We start from the raw sequence: 17,553 nt of genomic DNA on the forward strand, positions 1-17,553 counted from the left end.
TACTCTCCTTCGACTACTGGGTTTCCTCGGGCTGAGGTCGGCCGGCGTGCGCCAGGCCGAAGCTGTAGCGGATGTGGTCAGCGTGACCGTCCGGCACCACCGGGAAGATCACCGGGGCACCGACATCCCGGATCTCCTCGATCCGCCTCCCGACCTGGCCGATGGTCCACGACGGCTGGTACACGCCGGGGCTTTCGGCCACCACCGCCCGGGCCACCCGGCCCGCCAGCGCGATCAGCACTTCGCCGGTAACCGAACAGGACTCGTGCGCAAGCCAGCCCACCACGGGTGCGACCAGCTCCGGTTGCATCGGCGGATAGCTGGAGGTGTCGATACCCTCGGCCATCCGCGTCACCGCCGCCGGAACCACGACATTGCACCGGACCCCGGCCGCTGCGCCCTCCAGGGCCGCGACGTTGCTCAGCCCCACCACGCCTGCCTTGGCGGCCGCATAGTTGGCCACGCCGCAGTTGCCGTAGAGGCCGCCGATCGAGGAGGTCAGCACGATGCGACCGTAGCCCGCATCGCACATCACCGGGAAGGCCGGGCGCACGACGTGGAACGCGCCCCGCAGGTGCACGTCGAGGACGGCGTCGAAATCCTCGTAGCTCATCTGCCGCAATGAGCCGCGGCGGACGTTGCCGGCGTTGTGGATCAGCACGTCGAGCCGGCCGTAGTGCTCGAGTGCGGCGGCGACGATGGCCTGCCCGCCTTGCGGGGTCGCCACCGAGGCGGTGCACGCGATAGCGTCGCCGCCGGCCGCCCGGATCTCCTCGGCCACCTCCTCGGCCGCCTCGACGCGCACGCCGTCGCCGGTGAGATCGGCGCCGGTGTCATTAACGACGACGCGGGCTCCCCGCTCCGCCAGCAGTTGCGCGTAGGTGCGCCCCAGACCCCGCCCGGCACCGGTCACGACGGCGACGCGGCCGTCGAAACCAGACTCGTGAGGTCTGCTCAAGCGAATGGTTCCTCGCCGGCGAGCTTGGTCCGGTGCAGCATCCGGCCCGAGCCGGGATCGTAGGGGCGGGCCCGGTGCAGCGTCCCGGTGTTGTCCCACATGACCAGGTCCCCGACCGACCACTGGTGCCGGTAGACGAACTGCGGCTGGGTGGCCCAGTCGCGAAGCCGCACCAGGGTTTTGGTGCTCTCGGAGTACTCCATCCCGACGACGTGGCTGGCGGTGCAGCCCAGTATCAACGACTTGCGTCCGGAGCGGTGCGTCCAGACCAGCGGCAGCTCGCACTGGCCGATCGCCATCATCTGTCGCAGCGTAGCGGCTGCCGGCTCGGGGTCGTAGTACAACAGTGAGTTCCACGCCGAGTGCATCGCCCGCAGCGAACCCAGCTGCTGCTTGTCCTCTTCGGGCAGCGCATCGTAGGCGGCGTAGGTGTTGCAGAACTCGGTGTCACCGCCGCCGTCGGCCGGCAGCACCTTGCTCGAGAGCAGTGACGCGAGGATCGGCACCTCGTTCATCGTGCCGTCCAGGTGCCAGTAGAAGGAGCCCTTGAGGTAATCGGCCTGCTTGTTGACGTTGGTGTCCAGGGTGACGTCGTAGACGGCCTCACCGTCCCGCTCGGGCGCCAGCGTGCCCAGCGTTTCGGTGAAGGCGATCTGTTCGGCGTCGGTGAACCCGATCTGGGGGAACACCAGCACGCCGCGCTGTTCGAGAAGCTCGCGGATCGCCCCGGCATGGTCGCCGGACAGCAGCGCTTCCTTGTCGGCGTGGACCTCGGTGGCGATGTGCTCGGTGAGGTCCCGTGTCGGCAACGTGGTCGTCGTCTTCGATGTCACTGCAGTTCCATACCTTTCAGGTCGCCCGCCTCGCGCCAGTGCTTCAACAGATCATCGAAGGCGTAGAACCCCGGTGAGTACACCTCGCCCAGGAACGAGCGGCTGGCGTCGCCGAATCCACGGCCCTCGTTGTTGTAATAGCCGGGCGTGCATGACAAGTCGAACGCCGAGTTGTCGAATGCCAACTCCCGGATGGTGTTCACCCAGGCGTCTTGCCCCTCCTGACTGGGCTCGACGACCGTCGCTCCCCGTTTGAGAGCCTCGGCGATGATGTAGGCGATGTGCTCGGCCTGCTGCTCGAACATCGCGGTGGTGTTGGCAGACACGCCGCCCTGGATGAAGCCGGTGTGGAACTGGTTGGGGAACCCGCGGCTGGTCATCCCATGCAGGGTCTGGAACCCGTCGCGCCAGTGGTCGAACAGCGATACCCCGTCGCGGCCCTCGATGACGTCCATCGCGTACCGACGGCCGATCTCCGTGGAGATCTCGAAACCACTGGCGAAGATGACGCAGTCGACCTCGTACTCGACTCCTCCCGCGACAATGCCCTTTTCCGTAAGTCTTTCGACGCCCTTGGATTCAGCCACGTCGACCAGCGTGACGTTGGGCCGATTGAACGCGGGCAGGTAGGTGTCGCTGGAGGTCGGGCGCTTGCACATGAACCGGTAGTACGGCTTGAGCGCCTCAGCGGTCTGCGGATCCTCGACGATGTCGGCGATCCGGCGGCGCAGCCGCTCCATGATCTTGTAGTCCTCCTCCTCCCGCATCGCCATGATCTCCTCGACGCCCAGCGCCGTCGGGTCGGGACTGGCGCCGATGCGAGCGGTCAGGTTGCGACCCAACTCGGTCCAGAAGTCGCACACCATATCGGGGGCATCGAACACCACGCCCTCGAACGGCGACCAGCGATGAAAGTTGCGCTTGCGTTCGGCCTGCCAACCCGGCTGCAGCGACGCGGCCCACTGCGGGTCGGTGGGCTCATTGCCGCGGAAGTCCACCGACGACGGGGTTCGCTGGAAAACATACAGCTGCTTGGCATCCCGGCCTAGGTGCGGGACCAGCTGCACACCGGTAGCGCCGGTGCCGACCAGTGCCACGCGCTTGTCGGCCAGCTTGTCCAAGCCGCCGTTGGCGTCGCCGCCGGTGTAGTCGTAATCCCAGCGGGCCGAGTGGAAGACATGGCCGCCCGCGGTCATGAAGTCCTTGATGCCTGCGATGCCGGGCAACTTGGGCCGGTTGTAGGAGCCCTGCGCCATCACCACGAAACGCGCCCGCAGGTCGTCACCCCGGTTCGTCGTCAGCCGCCAGCGCTTGATCTCTTCGTCCCAGCGGACGGTGCGTACCTGAGTCGAGAAGATCGCCCCGTCATAGAGGCCGAAGTGCTTTCCGATGTTCTGGCAGTGCTGGAAGATCTCAGCGCCGTCGGCGAACTTCTTGGACGGAATGAAGTCGAGCTCTTCGAGCATCGGGATGTAGCAGTAGGCGTCGTTGTCGCACTGGATTCCGGGGAAGCGGTTCCAGTACCAGACGCCGCCGAAGTCGCCGGCCATCTCGATGACCCGCACATCGGCCACGCCGGCCTTCTTCAGGTAGGCGCCGGCCAGCAGTCCGGCGATGCCGCCGCCGAGGACCACGACTTCGATGTGGGCATCGATGGGTTCACGCGGAGTCACCGCGGTGTGCGGATCGACCTCGGCGAACTCCACGAAATCATCTTTGAGTTCAAGGTACTGACTCGATCCGTCGGAGCGAATGCGTTTAGCCCGTTCGACGGCGTACTTCTCCCGGAGCGCTTCGATGTCGAAGTCGTCCGGAGTCCGGGTCGGGGGGCAGTCGGTCATCGGTGGTTTCCTGTCGGGAGTTCTCGGGGCGCGCCGGCCCCCATGTACTTCGCCAACTGGTGGTGCAGGTTGACGATGGCGCGTTCCCGGTACGGGTTGGGCCTGGCGCCTTGATAACCAAGCGATTTCATCCCCTGCTGCACCGCAGCCATGTTCGAGAAGTCCTGCGGCAGCACCGAACGCCAGCCCGGATCACCCACCGGGGTATACTCCCATTGGGTCTGCGGCTCTTCGCCTTTCGGGAACAGCTCGAACACCGAGACCTCGAAGAGGCACTTGTCGGGGTTGTAGCTGGGATGCGGTCGTGCGCTGTAGCACAGGGCGCTGGTGAGGCCCTGGCCGATCTGGAAGTTCGGGAAGATCTGCCAGGCGGTCCCGGCCTGCCCGAGCACGTCGGCGGGAATCGTCGGCCAGATGACCCCGCGGGCCTCGTCGTCACGGCGTGCCGAGGCCAGCCAGTGCTCCAGGACCTTGTCGGCCGGTGTGCCCTCCGGCAACTCGTCGACCAACCGCTTGGCGGCGTTCACCAGCGTCGCCGTGGTGGTGGCGTTGGTCTCCTCCATGGTGTAGATCTGCATCTCCGCGGTCGACACCCGGGGGTCGGCGCCGGTGCCCAGCCGGATCTTGGACTTGGTGGTCTCCAGATCTTCGGGAGCGTCGTAGCCAATGTTGCTGTGCTTGCCCTGCGCTTTGGCCCAGCCCTTGAATTCGCCGAACTTGTTGAACTCCGGATGGGTCGTATAGACGTGGTAGGTCTCGTTGAAGGCCTCCATGGCGACCTTCCAGTTGCAGTCGAATTCCAGCCACTTGCGCCACTTGTAGCGCATGTTCTCCAGTCCGAACGGGTCGAGGATCTTGGCCGCCGGGAACAGGTAGTCGGCCAGCGGTTCGCAGTCCGGATCCATGTTGATCCAGACCCAGCCGCCCCAGGTGTCGACGCGCACCGGCCGCAGATGGGTGTTCTCGCGCGTCAGCGCGCCCTGCCAGTCGTCCTGTTCGCGGATGTGGGTGCATGCCCCGTCCAACCCGTAGGTCCAGCCGTGGAAGCCGCAGACGAAGGACTTACGGGTGCGCGCGCAGGCGTTCTTCGCCCCGGCGGGGGTGTCCACCAGCCGGCGGCCGCGGTGCATGCAGACGTTGTGGTGGGCCCGAAATTCGTTCGACCCGGTGCGCACCACGATGATCGAGTCGTCGAGGATGTCGTAGGTGAGGTAGCTGCCCACCTCCGGCAGATCCTCGACCCGCCCGGCCTGCTGCCAGACCTTGCGCCACAACTTGTCCCGCTCGGCGCGGGCGTAGTCGCCACACGTGTAGGCCTCGACGCCGATCGTCATCGGTTGCGAGAGTTCTTCGGCCGCTTGCGGATCGGTCATCACATCCTCCTCATCGCCGCGCGGAAGGTTTCGTCCTTGAGGAACAGCGAGGTGTTGTCGGCGGCGAGGTGGCTCCATTTGAGGTCGAGCCCGCCGTCGACCAGCAGCGTCTGGCCGGTGATGTAGCTGGACAGCTCGGAGAGCAGAAACAGGATCGGGCCGGCCTGCTCCTCGGGCCGCCCGCGGCGTCCCATCGCGATCGCCCGCCGGTCGCGGTCGGGATCGTCGTCGACATAGGTTCCGGACGCCGCCGTCTCGGTGACCCCGGGGGCCACCGCGTTGACCCGGATTCCGGCCGCGGCGAGTTCGAGCGCCATGGTGCGGGTCATCGCGACCACGGCGGCTTTGGCGGTGCCGTAGGCGATATGGAACGGCGCGGTGTTCATCCCGCTGATCGAGGAGATCGACACGATCGAGCCCGGTCGCTGCTGGGACACCAGTTCGGCGGCGACCGCGCGGCTCATGAAGAACGCCGTTTCGAGGTTGTGCGCGAAGATCTCCCGCCACTCCGAGCGCGTTACCCGGGTAGCGGGCATCCAGGTCGACGGCGCAGCGCCACCTGCGACGTTGACCAGGCCGTAGAGCTCACCGTCGGCCCGGCGCGCCGCATCGAGCACCGCGGCGATGCCCTCGTCGGTGGCGGCGTCGGCGGCCACCGGCAGCACCGGCAGGCCCTGGGCGGCCAGCGGCGCGACGTGTTCGTCGAGGTTGTCCGCCGAGCGGCTCACCGCGATCACGGTGGCGCCGGCGCGCGCCGCCATCGCGGTGATCGTCGTACCGATGCCCCCACCACCGGCTCCCGACACCACGATGACGCGGCCTTCAAGGCCCAGCAGGTCAACGTGGCCCAGGAGGCTGGAGTGATCCGCCATGACCCGCTTTCTCCTGGAACGGACAGCAGATCCGCACGCTCCCGGCAGTCTCAGGCACCGGATATGCGGATTTGTCCGGACAACATACGTGATTCTTCGTTCTGAAGAACACTATTCCGCAGCACTGTGCGCCTAGTCAAGGGCGCCAGCGGGCCGCCCCGCGGTTTTATTGTCTGGACTAACTGCGCGCGGGAGCCGCTTCCGGCCGGCACTGCACCGCCGTCTCGATGCTCGAGCGGCGAAAGATCGGACGTCGCCGCCCGCGACCGGCGGCTACGATCGTTGTCAACATGGACCTTTAGGAGATTGAAGTGCCGTCCGGTCAACGCCGGGGCCGTTGGTCCGGGGTCCCACTGGAAGATCGTCACGCCCTGCGCCGCGACGAATTCATCGCCGTCGGCGTGCAACTGCTCGGCGCCGAAAGCGGGCCCACGCTCACCATCCGGTCGGTCTGCCGCGCGGCCGCGCTGACCGAACGCTATTTCTACGAAAGCTTCGCCGACCGTGATGAATTCGTGCGCGCGGTGTACGACGACGTGTGTGGGCGCGCCATGGCGGCACTGCTGTCGGCCCACACGCCGCGCGAAGCCGTGGAAGGCTTCGTCGCCTTGATGGTCGACGACCCGGTGCGCGGCCGGGTGCTACTGCTGGCCCCCGAGAGTGAGCCGGTGCTGACCCACTCCGGTGCGCGCTGGATGCCCAACTTCATCGAGATGCTGCAGCGCAAGCTCACCCGGATCGGCGATCCCGCGGTACAGAACATGGTGGCGACCGGGCTGATAGGCGCCCTGACCGCGTTGTTCACCGCCTATCTCAACGGGCGGCTCGCGGCCAGCCGAACGCAGTTCATCGACTTCTGCGTCGACATGCTGCTCAATACCGGCCGGCCCGACGATGCCGATGTGTAACACAACACGGCCTCGCGAAACTTGCTGCTACCGACATACACAGATATATTGCCTGCAACTAGCGGACACAGATATTCAGGAGCTGTTATGACGCGTGAGTGGACCGACCTGGAGTTGCTGCACGAACTCGAGCCGGTCGTCGAGAACGCGGTCAACCGCCACTTCTCCATGACCAAGGACTGGAATCCCCACGACTACGTGCCGTGGTCGGAGGGCAAGAACTACTACGCCCTCGGCGGCCAGGACTGGGACCCCGAGCAGTCGAAGCTGTCCGAGGTCGCCCGCACCGCGATGATCCAGAACCTGCTGACCGAGGACAACCTGCCCTCGTATCATCGCGAGATCGCGATGAACTTCACCATGGATGCCCCCTGGGGCACCTGGGTCAACCGGTGGACGGCCGAGGAGAACCGGCACGGCATCGCGCTGCGGGACTACCTCGTCGTCACCCGCAACTGCGACCCGATCGAGCTGGAGACCCTGCGGATGGAGACCGTCAACCGCGGCTTCAGCCCCGGGCAGAACCACCAGGTCTCCGGCGACCTGTTCGCCCAGAGCCTGTTCGACTCGGTCGTCTATGTGACCTTCCAGGAGCTGGCCACCCGGATCTCGCACCGCAACACCGGCCGGGCCTGCAACGACCCGGTGGCCGACCAGCTGCTGGCCCGCATCTCGGCCGACGAGAACCTGCACATGATCTTCTACCGCGACATCAGCGCGGTCGGGTTCGACATAGCGCCGGAACAGGCGATGTACTCCCTGCACCGGGTGCTGGCCAACTTCCAGATGCCCGGCTACGTGGTGCCCGAATTCCGCCGCAAGGCGGTGATCATCGCCGTCGGCGGCGTCTATGACCCGCGCATCCACCTCGACGACGTGGTGATGCCGGTGCTGAAGAAGTGGCGCATCCTCGAGCGCGACTTCACCGGCGAGGCCGCCCGCTACCAGGACGAGATCGGCAAGATCGTCACCGAGCTGGAAGAGACGTGCGACAAGTTCGAGGTGGCCAAGCAGCGCCGGCTCGAGCGGGAGGCCAAAGTGGCCGAGAAGCGCGCCGCCAAGGCCTCCACGAAGGTGCTGGAGCCATCAGCGCCGTAGCCGACGTGGCAGCGCGGCCTGCGTTGCGGATCGGTTCGATCGAACTCGCCAGCCCCGTGGTGCTGGCCCCGATGGCCGGTGTGACCAACGTCGCATTCCGCACGCTCTGCCGCGAGCTGGAGCAGTCCCGGGCCGGAACGGTCAGCGGGCTCTACGTGTGCGAGATGGTGACCGCCCGCGCGCTCGTCGAGCGCCACCCGGCCACCTTGCACATGACGACGTTCGCGTCCGAGGAGTCCCCCCGCTCGCTGCAGCTCTACACCGTCGACCCGGACACCACCTACGCCGCGGCCAAGATGATCGCCGACGAAGGCCTGGCCGATCACATCGACATGAACTTCGGCTGCCCGGTGCCCAAGGTGACCCGACTGGGCGGCGGGTCGGCGCTGCCCTACAAGCGCCGGCTGTTCGGCAACATCGTCGCGGCGGCGGTTCGCGGCACGGCCGGCACCGATATCCCGGTGACCGTGAAGTTCCGGATCGGGATCGACGACGCCACCCACACTCACCTCGACGCCGGGCGGATCGCGGAATCCGAGGGCGCCGCGGCGGTGGCCCTGCACGCCCGCACCGCGGCGCAGCGCTACTCCGGCACCGCCGACTGGGAGCAGATCGCGGCGCTGAAAGCCCAGGTGCGCTCGATCCCGGTGCTCGGCAACGGGGACATCTTCGAAGCCGGTGACGCGCTGGCCATGTTGGCCGCCACCGGCTGCGACGGCGTCGTCATCGGCCGGGGCTGTCTGGGACGGCCCTGGCTGTTCGCCGAGCTGTCCGCGGCCTTCGCCGGCCGCAAGGCCCCCACCCCGCCCACGCTGGGCGAAGTCGCCGATGTCATCCGCCGCCACGGCGAATTGCTGGCCGCGCATTTCGGCGAGGACAAGGGCATGCGGGAGATCCGCAAGCACGTCGCCTGGTACCTGCATGGGTTCCCGGCCGGGTCGGAGCTGCGCCGCGCGATGGCCATGGTCACCACGCTGGCCGAACTCGACGCGCTGCTCGAGCAGCTCGACGGGTCGATCCCGTTCCCGGCTGCCGCGACCGGGCCGCGCGGACGGCAGGGCTCACCCGCCAAAGTCGCGCTGCCCGACGGCTGGCTGACCGATCCAGACGATTGCGCGGTGCCGGACGGGGCAGACATTATGCACTCGGGTGGCTGAAATGAGACGTTCTCGACATCGCGTGTCTGGAAACTTCTCAGTAGAATAAGTAGCTTGTTGTCCCAGGTGGGGTTCTCCCCTGCGGGGGCGGAACAGGTACGGAGACTCAACGGTGACCATCCGTGCCGCGCTGACGCGCGATCGACGCCGTCAGTCCCGAAGACTCGGAGGCCCGTGAGGACATGAGTGACGGCGACAACGCCACTCCTGGCCCCTGGGCGCCAGACGGCCGAGACGACGGGGACCATCAGGTCCTGACGATGGCGGCGCCCGGTCCCGCACCCTGGGAGCGGTGGCAGACCCCCGCCCAGGACGCAGCCCCGGCCCCGCGCCGTTCGGCTTCATCTCGCCGCCGCAACGGCGGTGACGGCTCGGTGAGCGTGGCCGACCTGATCGCCAGGGTCAACAGCGGCGTTCCGCCCTCTGGCGGCCGCAGCCGGCGTCGTGCCGCCCCGGAGCCCGAAGACGAGCTGACGCCCGAAGAGTGGGAAGACGAATCCGCGCCGGAGCCCGAAGCCGAATCCTGGCCGGCCTTCGACGTCGTGGACGCACCGGATTTCGAGGCCTTCGAGCCCTTCGAGGCCTTGGAAGCCACCGACATCGCCGACGTGGCTTATCCCTCGGAGCTGCCCGACCTCGACCTGATTCACGGCACGCAGCCCGACGACACCGCCGAGCCCGATTGGGCGGACTGGGACGGATTCGAGCCCACCACCGAACTGCCGGACGTGGCGGGCGAGATCCTGCGCATCGACCCGCCGGGCGGCGATTACGAAGCCGAGGACGCCGGTGACGAGCCGCGCCCGCACAAGACCCGCCGTCGGGCCATGGTGGCCGGCCGGATGGTGGCGGCCATGATGGCGGTCCTCGCCCTGGTGCTGACCGGTTCGGCCTGGCAGTGGAGCACGTCGAAGAACCGCAGCCTCAACCACGTCAACGCGCTGGACCCCAACTCGCAGGACATCCTCGACGCGGCCGGCCAGTACGGCGACGAGAACTTCCTGATCGTGGGCGCGGACACCCGCGCCGGGGCCAACAGCGAGATCGGCGCGGGCACCACCGAGGACGCCGAGGGCGCCCGATCCGACACGATCATGCTGGTCAACATCCCGGCCGACCGCAGACGCGTGGTGGTGGTGTCCTTCCCGCGCGACCTGGCGATCACGCCGATCAAGTGTGATGTCTGGAATCCCGAGACCGGTGCCTACGGCTCGATCTACGACGCGGATACCGGCACCTACAGCGCCGAGACGGTCTACACCGAGACGAAGCTGAACTCGACGTATGCCTTCGGCGGGCCGAAGTGCCTGGTCAAGGAGATCCAGAAGCTCTCCGGCCTGGCGGTCAACCGGTTCATGGCCGTCGATTTCGTCGGCTTCGGCAAGATGGTCGACGCGCTGGGCGGCGTCGAGGTGTGCACCACCAGCCCGCTCTACGACCTCGAGCTGGGCAGCGTTCTGGAACACAGCGGGCGCCAGCGGATCAACGGGGGGACCGCGCTGAGCTACGTGCGGGCCCGCAACGTCACCACCGAGGACAACGGCGACTACGGCCGCATCAAACGCCAACAGCTGTTCCTGTCGTCGCTGCTGCGCTCGCTGATCTCCACGAACACGTTCTTCTCGCCGACCAAGCTCAACAACGTCGTCAACATGTTCATCGGCGACAGCTACGTGGACAACGTCAAGACCAAGGACCTGGTGAACCTCGGGCAGTCGCTGCAGAAGGTGGCGGCCGGACACATCACCTTCGTCACGGTGCCGACCAGCGAGACCGACGAGAACGGCGACGAGGTCCCGCGGATGGACGATATGCGGGCATTGTTCGACGCCATCATCAACGACGACCCGCTGCCCGGCGAGAACGACCACAACGCCACGTCGGTCTCGACCACCACGGCCAGCCCCACCACGCAGTCCCCCGCCCAGTCCTCGGCGGCTCAGTCTTCGGCGGCCCCTGCCGGGCCGTCCAAGCCGCAGAGCGAGCAGGTGCGAGCGGTCGCCACCTCCCCCGGCGACGTCACCGTGCGGGTGTCCAACGCCACCGACGTCTCCGGCCTGGCCGCCTCCACCTCTGAAGGCCTGCAGCGGTGGGGTTTCGACGTCGACAGCGCCGACGACTACCCGGGTACGGTCAAGGCCACCAAAGTGCTGTTCTCCCCCGGCAACGAGCAGGCCGCCGCCACCGTGGCTTCGGCCTTGTCGGGCGCGCCGATCGAGCGGGTCACCGGTTTGGGCAGCATCGTGCGCGTGGTCCTGGGTTCGGACTTCCGCAGCGTCACCAAGCCGGCTGGCACCGGCGCCCAGCTGAACGTGCAGCTCAACCGCGGCGCCAGCGTCGAGCCGACCGAGCTGCCCGACGATCTGACGGTCACCAACGCAGCTGACACCACCTGCGAGTAGTCGCCGCGGCGGCTGCCGGGGCGAGGCCATCGGGCGCGGTCCCAGGTTAGTCTTGAGGGCATGCGTACCGCCTACCATGAGCAGCTCTCGGACCTGGCCGAACAGCTCGGCACCATGTGCGGCCTGGCCGGAAAGGCCATGGAGCGTGCCACGCAGGCGCTCTTGCAGGCTGACCTCGTGGTGGCCGAGCAGGTGATCAGCGACCACGAGAAGATCGCCGCGATGAGCGCCCGCGCCGAGGAGAGCGCCTTCGTGCTGCTGGCGTTGCAGGCGCCGGTCGCCGGAGACCTCCGGGCCATCGTCAGCTCCATCCAGATGGTCGCCGACATCGACCGGATGGGCGCGCTGGCCCTGCACGTCGCCAAGATCGCCCGCCGCCGGCATCCGCAACACGCACTCCCCGAAGAGGTCAATGGATACTTCGCCGAAATGGGCCGGGTGGCAGTCGATTTGGGCAACAGCGCCCGAGAGGTGCTGCTGTCCCGCGACCCGGAGAAGGCCGCCCGGATTCGCGAGGACGACGACGCGATGGACGACCTGCACCGGCATCTGTTCTCGGTGATGATGGACAAGGAATGGCGACATGGAGTGGCGGCGGCCGTCGACGTGACCCTGCTCGGCCGGTTCTACGAGCGGTTCGCCGACCACACCGTCGAGGTCGCCCGCCGGGTGATCTTTCAGGCCACCGGCAAGTTCCCGGACGAGAACACCCTGCCCTCACCCGAATAGAGCGGCTAGCGCCCGCCCGGTGTATGCATGTCCTGTTAGTCTTTTCCACAGCCCGTGCCGTACCCGATTTTGTGGTTTCGCGGCCGGGCCGATCCGGTGATACAGCGGGTGTGTTCGTCAACCTGACTTCGACCGAAAGGCCCCGAGATGAAACTGAACGGTTACGGTGCGGCATTGGGAATCCTGGCTACCAGCACGCTGGCATTGTCCGGCTGCGGCAGCGACAGCAACACCACTTCCCACGGCGGCGCTTCCTCCGGAAGTTCCTCGGCCAGCAGCGACTGCGGCGGCGCCAGCACGCTGAAAGCGAGTGGATCGACGGCCCAGCAGAACGCGATGGCCAGATTCGTCAAGACGTTCATCGCGGAGTGCGCCGACCAGACGGTGAACTACACGGCCAACGGGTCGGGCGCCGGAATCCGCGAATTCATCGGCGGCCAGACCGATTTCGCGGGCTCCGACGTGCCGCTCAAGCCCGAGGAGGCCGCGCAGGCCGAGCAGCGCTGTAAGTCCCCGGCGTGGAACCTGCCGGTGGTTTTCGGTCCGATCGCCATCACCTACAACGTCGGCGGCGTCGACGACCTGATCCTCGACGGCCCGACGGCGGCAAAGATCTTCAACGGCGCCATCACCAGTTGGGACGACCCGGCGCTCAAGGCCCTCAACCCCGACGCCGCACTGCCCGCCGCGCCCATCCATGTGGTGTTCCGCAGTGACGAATCCGGTACCACCGACAACTTCCAGCAGTACCTGGACGGCGCATCGGACGGTGCGTGGGGCAAGGGCGCCGGCAAGACGTTCAACGGCGGCGTCGGCGAAGGCGCCAAGGGCAACGACGGCACCGCGGGCGCGATCAGCACGACTGATGGTGCGATCACCTACAACGAGTGGTCGTTCGCCCAGGCCAAGGATCTGCGCACCGCGAAGATCGTCACGTCCGCCGGCCCGGATCCCGTCGCGATCAGCACCGAATCGGTCGGCAAGACGATCGCCGGGGCCACCATCGCGGGTCAGGGCAACGACCTGGTGCTGGACACCGCGTCGTTCTACAAGCCGAGCCAGGCCGGCTCGTACCCGATCGTGCTGGCGACCTACGAGGTGGTCTGCTCGAAGTACCCCGATGCCGAAGTGGGCACCGCGGTGCGGATGTTTTTGAAGTCGACCATCGGGTCCGGGCAGTTCGGCCTGGATGAGAACGGATACGTGCCGATCCCGGACGCTTTCAAGCCGCGCTTGTCGACCGCAGTCGACGCCATCGAGTGACCGTTCGTCAACGGTCACCTCAGGGTGGAGGCCGTTTTCGCCGGCCTGACGACAGCTCGAAGTCGTCGTTGCCCGAAGTGGCCGGCAGGACGCGCGGGTCCGTGGGGGAACGGATCTTTCGGGCGATCGCGGTGGCGGCCGGATCGACGGTCGTCGTCGCGATCGCTCTGATCGCTATCTTTCTACTGATCCGCGCCGTGCCCTCACTGCGCGCCAACACCGCGAATTTCTTCACCGCCGCCACTTTCAGCACCGGCGGCGCCAGCGGCCTGGCGTTCGGGATCCGGGACCTGCTGATGGTGACGGTATTGAGCTCGCTGCTCGCGTTGGCGGTGGCCGTGCCGGTCTCGATCAGCATCGCGGTATTCATCACCCGGTATGCGCCGCGCCAGCTGTCGCGGCCGTTCGGCGTGATCATCGACCTGTTGGCGGCGGTCCCGTCCATCATCTTCGGGCTGTGGGGGATTTTCGTGCTGGCGCCGATGCTGTATCCGGTGGCGCGATTCCTCAACGATCACCTGGGCTGGTTGCCGCTATTCGCCAAGGGCAACGTGTCCCTGGCCGGCGGCGGCACGATTTTCACCGGCGGAATCGTCCTGGCGGTGATGATCCTGCCGATCATCACCTCGGTAGCCCGCGAGGTGTTCCGACAGACGCCGGCCGCACACATCGAGGCGGCCCAGGCACTGGGCGCCACCCGCTGGGAGGTGGTGCGGATGGCAGTGCTGCCCTACGGTCGCAGCGGTGTCATCGCCGCGTCGATGCTGGGGTTGGGCCGCGCCCTGGGCGAGACGATCGCCATGCTGATCATCCTGCGCGCCTCACCGCGCCCCGGGAATTGGTCGCTGTTCGACGGCGGGTACACGTTTGCCTCCAAAATCGCGTCCGCCGCCTCCGAGTTCAGCGCCCCCCTGCCGACCGGCGCTTACATCGCCGCGGGTTTCGCCCTGTTTCTCCTGACATTCGTCGTCAACGCCGCTGCCCGCGCGGTGGCCGGAGGCAAGGTCAACGGATGAGCACCCCCGCACTGGAAAAACCGGCCAAGGTCCGCGAGGCCAGCCACATCAGCCTCCGGCGCCGGATCAAAGACCGATTTGCCGCGCTGATCTTCCTGGTCTCGTTCGGCATCGCGACCGTGCCGCTGATCTGGTTGCTGTGGGTGGTGATCGCGCGCGGCTGGCGGGCCATCGTCAACACATCCTGGTGGACCCACTCGCTGCGCGGCGTATTGCCCGATGAGTTGGCCGGCGGGGTGTATCACGCGTTGTACGGAACGCTGGTGCAGGCCGGGGTGGCGGCCCTGCTGGCGGTACCGCTCGGCCTGATGACCGCGGTATACCTGGTCGAGTACGGATCCGGACGGTGGGCCCGGCTGACCACGTTCATGGTCGACGTGCTGGCCGGAGTGCCCTCCATCGTGGCGTCGCTGTTCGTCTTCAGTCTGTGGATCGCCACCCTGGGTTTCGAGCAGAGCGCGTTCGCCGTTTCCCTGGCCCTGGTCCTGCTGATGCTGCCCATCGTGGTGCGATCCACCGAGGAGATGCTCCGGCTGGTCCCCGACGAGCTACGGGAAGCCAGCTACGCGTTGGGCGTGCCGAAGTGGAAGACGATCGTCCGGATCGTGATTCCGACCGCCTTGTCGGGAATCGTGTCCGGAACCTTTCTCGCGCTGGCCCGCGTCATCGGTGAGACCGCGCCGGTACTGGTTCTGGTCGGCTACAGCCGCTCGATCAACTACGACATCCTGCACAACAACATGGCCTCACTACCGTTGCTGATCTACAGCGAGCTGGCCAATCCCGAAGCCGCCGGCCACGCCCGGGTATGGGGTGCGGCGCTGACATTGATCCTCGTCGTCGCGTTCAGCGCCGTTCTGGCCGCGGTGGCGACCCGGCTCACCGCGGTCCGGCAGCGATAACCGATCCGCTTACCGCGGTGGCCCCGGCTCGCTATGAGCCGGGGACCAGCTTGACCACCCGGTTGTTGCCGCGGTCAGCCACGAACAGCCCGCCGTCGGCGCCGGCCACCACCTGCAACGGAGTGTTGAGGCCGGTGAACGGCAGCTTGGTCTGGTTGCTGCTCCCGGCATCGAGCTTAAACACCTTGTGGTTCTCGTGGTTGGTGACGTAGACGTTGTCGCTGCGATCCACCGAGACGCCCCACGGTGAGGCCAGTTCGGTGAACGGCAGGTCCGTCTGAGCGTCCGAACCGGCGTTCAGGCGCACCACCCGGTCATTGTCGGTGTCGGTGACGTAGACGTTCCCCCCGCTGTCGACGGCGACATCGTCAGGGTTACGCAACCCGGTGAAGGGCAGCACGACCTGCGCGTCAGACCCGGCCGGCAACTTCACCACCCGGTTGTTGCCGCGGTCGGCGACGTAGACACTGCCCTGAGCGTCCACCTCCACGCCCTCGGGGTAGTTGAGCCCCGCGAATGGCAGTTCGGTCTGCTCGCCGGTGTCCACCACCAACTTCACCACTCGGTTGTTGAAGTCGCTGACGTACACCGAGCCGTCGGCAGCGACGGCCACCCCCTGCGGCTCGTAAAGGCCGGTGAACGGCAGCACTTCCGGGCTGTTCGATCCCGGCGCCAGTTTCAGCACCCGACCGTACATGCTCTGGTTGGTGATGTAGAGGTTGTCATCGCGGTCCAGCGCCAGGCCCCCCGGGGAGAGTCGAAAACTCAGTCCCTCCAACGGCACAACGCTCTGCCCGTTCGCCGAGGCCACCTGAGCCGGACTCGACTCACGGGTGAGCGCGTATCCGCCGGCCAGGCCCACGACGGCCAGCACCGCCGCGGCGGCCGCGGCTGGCAGCAGCCACTTGGGTCGGCTCTCACGCTGTGCCGCCGGGGCCAGCGACTGACCCTGGAACCCTGCGGGTGCCGGATGACGTTCGGGTGCCGGCCGCTCCCGCCACGAGCCGTCGGCCACCGCCGGCCGGGCCATGGTCGAGTCGAACTCGCCGGTGTGGCCGGGCTGCCCGCGAAAACCACCCGGGGGCCGATCGGATCTGCCGGCGACCGCGATACCGGCAACGCTGACCGCACGGCTGGTTTCCTCACCCTGCCGCACGATCATGGCGGCCCGATGCTGCTCCGCCACGGTCAGCGCGTCGTGCGCCGCGTGAGCCAGATCGCCGGCGCTGCTGTAGCGGTCCCACGGGTTCTTCGCCATGCCTCGGGCGATCACCTGGTCCAACGCGATGGGCACGACGCCCGGCCGCAGCTGGCTGGGCCGCGGCGGGGGCTCCATCAGGTGGGCGGTGATCAGCCGCTCGACGCTGTTGGACCGGTACGGGGGCACGCCGGTCAAGCACTCGTTGAGCACACAGGCCAGCGAATAGATATCGGAGCGGTAGGTGACCTCGTCGGCGCCGAACCGCTCCGGGGCCATGTAGTTGTAGGTGCCCACCGTGGTACCGGTCTGGGTGATGCCGGGATCGGTGGCGGCGCGCGCGATCCCGAAGTCGACCAGGTAGGCGAAATCGCGGTGGGTGATCAGGATGTTCTCGGGTTTGACGTCGCGGTGCGTCACGCCGTTGTCGTGGGCGGCGTCCAGCGCGGCGGCCACCTGGTCGATGATCGCCACCGCTCGGCCCGGGTTCAGCGGGCCGGTCCGCCGCAGCACGGCGGCCAGGTCCTCGCCGTCGACCAGCTGCATCGCGACGAACATCTGCCCGTCGACCTCGCCGTAATCGAAAATGGGAATCACATGCGGTTCCCGGAGTTGGCCGGCTGCGTCGGCCTCTCGTTGCATCCGGGCCCGAAAAAGCGGGTTTCCCGACAACGGCGGCGAGATCAGCTTCAGCGCAACCGATCGACGTTTGCGGGTGTCTTCGGCTTCGTAAACCTCACCCATCCCGCCACGACCAAGCAGCCGCAGCAGCCGGTAGGGGCCGAACTGCGTTCCTACCAGCGAGTTCGCCTCACGACTGTCCACAACACTCCCTTCACCCGGTGACATGAGCGGCACCGACGCGACTTGCTCTCTGCAGGGCAACTGCAGGCACCGTCCCGATGAAGGGCAGGTGAACTGAAGGTTACAGGTCGACCTTAAGGAATGGCTACTTTCCGGGTCAGAAATAAATTCAGAAGAACCACGAATTCATTTCGATAAA

General features: G+C 67.1%; 14 protein-coding genes. 8 read left to right on the plus strand and 6 right to left on the minus strand.

Translation table 11 applies throughout. The annotated features are described in order from the left end of the window. Nucleotides 1-13: 13 nt before the first annotated feature. The 5 genes from AC5Y31_RS06730 to AC5Y31_RS06750 are packed head-to-tail and all read right to left on the minus strand — an operon-like array spanning nt 14 to nt 5,877. Nucleotides 14-958, minus strand: a complete 945-nt coding sequence (locus AC5Y31_RS06730; protein ID WP_499979139.1) for an SDR family NAD(P)-dependent oxidoreductase — start codon at nt 956-958, stop codon at nt 14-16. Further along, nucleotides 955-1,791: a TauD/TfdA dioxygenase family protein gene (locus AC5Y31_RS06735; RefSeq protein ID WP_499979141.1), complete on the minus strand. Its 837-nt coding sequence runs from the start codon at nt 1,789-1,791 to the stop codon at nt 955-957. The genes AC5Y31_RS06730 and AC5Y31_RS06735 overlap by 4 nt, the downstream gene beginning before the upstream one ends. Then, nucleotides 1,788-3,632 (minus strand): flavin-containing monooxygenase, encoded by a 1,845-nt coding sequence (locus AC5Y31_RS06740; RefSeq protein ID WP_499979143.1) that lies wholly within the window; start codon nt 3,630-3,632, stop codon nt 1,788-1,790. The genes AC5Y31_RS06735 and AC5Y31_RS06740 overlap by 4 nt, the downstream gene beginning before the upstream one ends. Further along, a complete protein-coding gene (locus AC5Y31_RS06745; protein ID WP_499979144.1) occupies nt 3,629-5,005 on the minus strand; it encodes an aromatic ring-hydroxylating oxygenase subunit alpha in 1,377 nt (458 codons plus the stop codon). The genes AC5Y31_RS06740 and AC5Y31_RS06745 overlap by 4 nt, the downstream gene beginning before the upstream one ends. After that, on the minus strand, nt 5,005-5,877 hold the full coding sequence (locus AC5Y31_RS06750; RefSeq protein WP_065023531.1) for an SDR family NAD(P)-dependent oxidoreductase: 873 nt from the start codon (nt 5,875-5,877) through the stop codon (nt 5,005-5,007). Before AC5Y31_RS06750 ends, AC5Y31_RS06745 begins: the two co-directional genes overlap by 1 nt. Nucleotides 5,878-6,188: 311 nt before the next feature. Between AC5Y31_RS06750 and AC5Y31_RS06755 the strand changes: the two genes are divergently transcribed. The 8 genes from AC5Y31_RS06755 to pstA all read left to right on the plus strand — a co-directional run bounded on the left by AC5Y31_RS06755 (nt 6,189) and on the right by pstA (nt 15,352). After that, entirely contained in the window at nt 6,189-6,785 is a 597-nt protein-coding gene (locus AC5Y31_RS06755; protein WP_065023530.1) for a TetR/AcrR family transcriptional regulator, read from the plus strand. A gap of 87 nt (nt 6,786-6,872) precedes the next feature. Next, on the plus strand, nt 6,873-7,883 hold the full coding sequence (locus AC5Y31_RS06760; protein ID WP_064854302.1) for an acyl-ACP desaturase: 1,011 nt from the start codon (nt 6,873-6,875) through the stop codon (nt 7,881-7,883). Nucleotides 7,884-7,888: 5 nt separating this feature from the next. Continuing rightward, nucleotides 7,889-9,040 (plus strand): tRNA dihydrouridine synthase DusB, encoded by a 1,152-nt coding sequence (gene dusB / locus AC5Y31_RS06765; protein WP_499979146.1) that lies wholly within the window; start codon nt 7,889-7,891, stop codon nt 9,038-9,040. Nucleotides 9,041-9,222: 182 nt separating this feature from the next. Continuing rightward, nucleotides 9,223-11,442 carry an LCP family protein gene (locus tag AC5Y31_RS06770; protein WP_499979147.1) on the plus strand — a complete coding sequence of 740 codons (2,220 nt, stop codon included), beginning with the start codon at nt 9,223-9,225 and terminating at the stop codon, nt 11,440-11,442. Nucleotides 11,443-11,502: 60 nt separating this feature from the next. Next, nucleotides 11,503-12,171: a phosphate signaling complex protein PhoU gene (gene phoU / locus AC5Y31_RS06775; protein WP_065023527.1), complete on the plus strand. Its 669-nt coding sequence runs from the start codon at nt 11,503-11,505 to the stop codon at nt 12,169-12,171. Nucleotides 12,172-12,318: 147 nt separating this feature from the next. Next, complete coding sequence (gene pstS, locus AC5Y31_RS06780; protein WP_301633488.1) at nt 12,319-13,434, plus strand: phosphate ABC transporter substrate-binding protein PstS; 1,116 nt, start codon at nt 12,319-12,321, stop codon at nt 13,432-13,434. Nucleotides 13,435-13,502: 68 nt separating this feature from the next. Continuing rightward, nucleotides 13,503-14,450: a phosphate ABC transporter permease subunit PstC gene (gene pstC / locus AC5Y31_RS06785; RefSeq protein WP_065023525.1), complete on the plus strand. Its 948-nt coding sequence runs from the start codon at nt 13,503-13,505 to the stop codon at nt 14,448-14,450. Continuing rightward, a complete protein-coding gene (pstA, locus tag AC5Y31_RS06790; protein ID WP_065023524.1) occupies nt 14,447-15,352 on the plus strand; it encodes a phosphate ABC transporter permease PstA in 906 nt (301 codons plus the stop codon). Before pstC ends, pstA begins: the two co-directional genes overlap by 4 nt. Before the next feature lie 31 nt (nt 15,353-15,383). Here pstA and AC5Y31_RS06795 read toward each other — a convergent pair whose 3' ends face one another. After that, nucleotides 15,384-17,399 carry a serine/threonine-protein kinase PknD gene (locus AC5Y31_RS06795; RefSeq protein WP_499979149.1) on the minus strand — a complete coding sequence of 672 codons (2,016 nt, stop codon included), beginning with the start codon at nt 17,397-17,399 and terminating at the stop codon, nt 15,384-15,386. Between the last annotated feature and the right edge of the window lie 154 nt (nt 17,400-17,553).

It is taken from the genome of Mycobacterium sp. NGS18, assembly GCF_059813185.1.